The sequence below is a fragment of the Ornithinibacter sp. genome (assembly GCF_035443565.1).
Classification (GTDB): Bacteria; Actinomycetota; Actinomycetes; order Actinomycetales; family Dermatophilaceae; genus Fodinibacter.
In genome coordinates this window covers 1-3,915 of the sequence record NZ_DAORSO010000180.1, presented here as the reverse complement: position 1 = coordinate 3,915, position 3,915 = coordinate 1, and the positions used below count along the sequence as shown (strand labels likewise).

Genomic DNA, 3,915 nt, shown 5'->3' with positions numbered 1-3,915 from the left:
ACCACCTGCTCACGGTGCTCGTGGACCGCGGGTACGTGCGCCACCTGCCCGAGGCGCGTCGTTACGGGTTGGGGCTCGCGGCGTACGAGCTGGGCTCGGCCTACCAGCGGCAGGCCCCGCTGGAGCGAATGGCGCGTGCGGTGATGGACCGCCTCGTCGACCAGACCGGCCACAACGCCCACCTCGCCGTCCTCCACGGGCGCGACGTGCTCTACGTCATCGAGCAGCGGGCCACCGGCCGGCCGCTGCTCGTCACCGATGTGGGGGTCCGGCTGCCGGCGGTGCTCACGGCATCGGGGCTCGCGATGCTCGCGGCGCTGCCCGCGGCCCAGGTGCGGGCACTGTTCCCCGACCGCACGGCGCTCGTCCAGCGCGACGGGCGCGGCCCGGCATCCACGACCCGCCTGCGCGCCGAGCTGCAGGCGGTGCGCCAGCGGGGTCACGCGGTCGAGGACGGCCTCGTGACACCCGGTCTCGGGTCGGTCGCGGTTGCCGTGCTCGACCACAACGACTACCCGGTGGCGGGGGTGGCGGTGACCTACCCGCAGGCCGACGTCGACGCCGCCGCTCGCGACCGGCTCGTCGCCGCGGTCCGCCGCGCCGCGGACACCCTGAGCGCCCGGCTCGGTCGCGCGGCCCGCTGAGGGTCGCCTCCCGGGCGCCAACCACCCGATCGAGCCATGTAGGCGGTGTGACGCCCGCCATACGGTGATGGGTGGTCCCCGCGCGACGCCCGGGCCAGCCCCTTCTGGAGAGGAACCGACATGGCGACGACATGGCGACGGCGGATGCGGTACGTGGCCGTGGTGGGAGCGATCGGCTCGCTCCTGCTCGCGGGCCAGGCGATGGCGGCGCCCGGCGGCAACGGCTGGACGTCCGCCGGCGGCGACCGGCAGAACACCCGGTCGCAGGCGAGCGAGAGCAAGATCTCGCCCGCCACCGTGGGCAACCTCACCGAGCGGTGGCACCTGGTCACCGGGGGTGACGTGTCCGCGACCCCGGCGGTGGACGGCCAGCGGGTGTACGCCCCCGACTGGGCCGGGAACCTCTACGCCGTGGACCGGCGCAGTGGCTCCGTGGACTGGCAGCGGACCATCTCCTCGTACACGGGCGTGCCCAACGACAAGGCCCGGGTGACCCCGGCCGTCACGCAGGACCGCCTCGTGCTCGGCAACCAGGGACCCTTCGGCGGCGGCGGCATGGTCTTCGCGGTCGACAAGAACACCGGCGACCTGCTCTGGAAGACCCAGCTGGACGACCACCCGGCGGCGATCATCACCCAGTCGGCCACCGTCTTCGACGGCGTGGTCTACGTCGGCACCGCGTCGCAGGAGGAGCTGCTGTCGGCGGTCGTCCCCGGCTAGGACTGCTGCACGTTCCGGGGAGCGGTGGCAGCCCTCGACCTCGAGACGGGCAAGCTGCTGTGGAAGACCCTGATGACCCCGGCCGATTACCCCGGCAATGCGGTCTGGGGCAGCTCGCCGGCGATCGACACCAAGCGCGGCTCGGTCTACGTCGCGACGGGCAACAACTACGACGCGCCGCCCGAGGCCCTGGTCTGCGTCGACGCCGCGACGACCACCGGGCAGAAGCAGGCGTGCCTGCCGGCGGACAACCACTTCGACTCGATCCTCTCGCTCGACATGCGCACCGGGGCCGTGAAGTGGGCCACCCGCGCCCTCGACTTCGACGCGTGGACGGTGGACTGCATCCCCTTCATCGGCGACGGCGCGAACTGCCCCGAGCCGTCCGGCCCGGACTTCGACTTCGGTCAGGCGCCCGCGCTGTACACGGTCAAGAGCGGCCCCGCCAAGGGCAGCCAGTTCGTCGGCGCCGGCCAGAAGAGCGGCCAGTACTGGGCGCTCGACCCCGACACCGGCGCGAAGAAGTGGGTCACCCAGGCCGGGCCCGGTGGGACCGCCGGAGGCCTCCAGTGGGGCTCGGCGGTCGACGGCCGGCGGGTCTACACGGCCAACGCCAACAGCAACGGCATCCCGTGGCCCGGTCCCGGAGGAGCGACCACGGGGGTCTGGAGCGCCCTCGACGCCGGAACGGGCCAGCTGATCTGGGAGACCAGGCCACCCCACGGTGGCGCCACCTCGGGCCCGGTGACCACCGCCAACGGTGTGGTCTTCGGCTGCTCCCTCGACCCCTCCGGGTGGATGTACGCCCTCGACGCCGCGACCGGCGAGGTGCTCTGGGAGTTCGAGAGCGGCGGCTCGTGCCTGTCCGGGGCCGCGATCTCCAACGGGTCGGTCTACTGGGGCACCGGGTACAGCAACTTCGGCTTCGGCACCGCGAAGAACCGACTGTACGCGTTCGACCTCGGCTGAGGGCGACTGGGCACGACGGTGCGAACCGCTGCCGAGAAGGCGTCGAGCGTGGCGGCCGTGCGCGAGCACGTCTGGCCGCTCGTCGAGGCCGGTGAGGGACGGCCCACCGAGCCCCGCGTCAGCCGATGAGCGGGCCCTTGAACGACGGGTTGCCGCTGCCGTCATAGTCCTTCTTCTCCCGGCCACACCGTGAGCACAGGTCGAATCCGCCTCCCTTGCCGCTCTTCTCGCGGTTCACGTGGTGCACCCACTGGCGCAGACCCGCCAAGCACCGGACGTCGCGCATGTCATACCTCCCAGGTCATCGAGGGTGCTCCCATGGTCCGCGGCCGGCGGGTGGGAGGCAATGGCCTGATGGAGCCATCGCCCTCTCCAGCGGAGCCGGCGTCGGGCGCGCCACGGCATAGGTTGAAGGCATGAAGGCGATCACGATCCCCGAGTTCGGCGGCCCCGAGGCCCTGGTGCTCAGCGAGGTGCCCGACCCCGAGCCCGCCACCGGCGAGGTCCTGGTGCGGGTCGCCGCCGCCGGGGTCAACCGTGCCGACGTGCTGCAACGGCAGGGCCACTACCCCCCGCCGCCCGGCGAATCCGACGTGCCCGGGCTCGAGGTCAGCGGCACGATCGAGGCCCTGGGCGACGGGGTCGAGGGCTGGTCGGTCGGCGACGAGGTCTGTGCGCTGCTCTCGGGCGGGGGGTACGCCGAGCTGGTGCGCGTGCCCGCTGGTCAGCTGTTGCCGGTGCCGACCGGGGTCTCGCTCATCGAGGCGGCGGCGCTTCCCGAGGTCACGTGCACCGTGTGGTCCAACGTGTTCCTCACCGCCAACCTCCAGCCCGGCGAGACCCTGCTCGTGCACGGTGGCTCCTCGGGAATCGGGACGATGGCCATCCAGCTCGGTCGGGCGATCGGCGCCGTCGTGGCCGTCACGGCCGGGTCGCCGGAGAAGCTGGCGGCCTGCGCCGACCTCGGCGCCGAGGTGCTCGTCAACTACCGCGAGGAGGACTTCGTCGACCGGGTGATGGCCGCGACGGACGGAGCGGGCGCCGACGTCGTCCTCGACAACATGGGGGCCAAGTACCTGGCCCGCAACGTCTCGGTGCTCGCCACGGGTGGCCGGCTCGTGGTCATCGGGATGCAGGGCGGCACTCGCGCAGAACTCGACCTCGGCGTGCTGCTGCGCAAGCGGGCCGCGGTCATCGCGACCTCGCTGCGGGCCAGGCCCCTCGGCGAGAAGGCCACGATCGTCGCGGCCGTGCGCGAGCACGTGTGGCCGCTCATCGAGGCAGGTGAGGTGCGCCCGGTGGTGATGTCGCGGCATCCACTCGCTGATGCCGCGGCCGCGCACCGCGAGCTCGAGGCGAGCGCCCACATCGGCAAGATCCTGCTGACCCCCTGACCTCTGTCGCGCAATCGCGCGAACTCGAGAGGAGGCAACACGCAGGGATGCCGCGGGCGGATCCACCCTGCGTGTTGCCTCCTCTCGACGTGCGCGGGTATGAGGATGCTGACGCGCGTGGGTGCGCGGATGGGGTAGACATCAGGGCATGAGCACCGTCGCCCTGGTCCTGACGGGCCTCGTGGCCC

Annotated in this window: 5 protein-coding genes; 4 read left to right on the top strand and 1 reads right to left on the bottom strand. The window is 72.6% G+C overall.

What is annotated here, in order from left to right; translation table 11 throughout:
• The 3 genes from PLL68_RS12930 to PLL68_RS12920 all read left to right on the top strand — a co-directional run.
• A partial coding sequence (locus PLL68_RS12930) for an IclR family transcriptional regulator (RefSeq protein ID WP_324534711.1) occupies nucleotides 1-644 on the top strand: 644 nt, incomplete at its 5' end.
• Nucleotides 645-764: 120 nt separating this feature from the next.
• Nucleotides 765-1,364 carry an outer membrane protein assembly factor BamB family protein gene (locus tag PLL68_RS12925; protein WP_324534709.1) on the top strand — a complete coding sequence of 200 codons (600 nt, stop codon included), beginning with the start codon at nucleotides 765-767 and terminating at the stop codon, nucleotides 1,362-1,364.
• Between the two features lie 24 nt (nucleotides 1,365-1,388).
• Complete coding sequence (locus PLL68_RS12920; protein ID WP_324534707.1) at nucleotides 1,389-2,333, top strand: outer membrane protein assembly factor BamB family protein; 945 nt, start codon at nucleotides 1,389-1,391, stop codon at nucleotides 2,331-2,333.
• 118 nt (nucleotides 2,334-2,451) lie between these two features.
• Here the strand turns inward: PLL68_RS12920 and PLL68_RS12915 are convergent, their stop codons facing one another.
• Entirely contained in the window at nucleotides 2,452-2,619 is a 168-nt protein-coding gene (locus PLL68_RS12915; protein WP_324534705.1) for a hypothetical protein, read from the bottom strand.
• A 130-nt stretch (nucleotides 2,620-2,749) separates the two neighbouring features.
• On the opposite strand from PLL68_RS12915, the gene PLL68_RS12910 reads away from it, so the two are divergent.
• On the top strand, nucleotides 2,750-3,727 hold the full coding sequence (locus PLL68_RS12910) for an NAD(P)H-quinone oxidoreductase (protein WP_324534703.1): 978 nt from the start codon (nucleotides 2,750-2,752) through the stop codon (nucleotides 3,725-3,727).
• The last annotated feature ends 188 nt before the right edge of the window (nucleotides 3,728-3,915 follow it).

Excerpts from the sequence above, each read along its gene's own strand:
- PLL68_RS12925 (WP_324534709.1), top strand. The coding sequence starts at position 765 with ATGGCGACGACATGGCGACGGCGGATGCGGTACGTGGCCGTGGTGGGA.
- PLL68_RS12915 (WP_324534705.1), bottom strand. The coding sequence starts at position 2,619 with ATGCGCGACGTCCGGTGCTTGGCGGGTCTGCGCCAGTGGGTGCACCAC.
- PLL68_RS12910 (WP_324534703.1), top strand. The coding sequence starts at position 2,750 with ATGAAGGCGATCACGATCCCCGAGTTCGGCGGCCCCGAGGCCCTGGTG.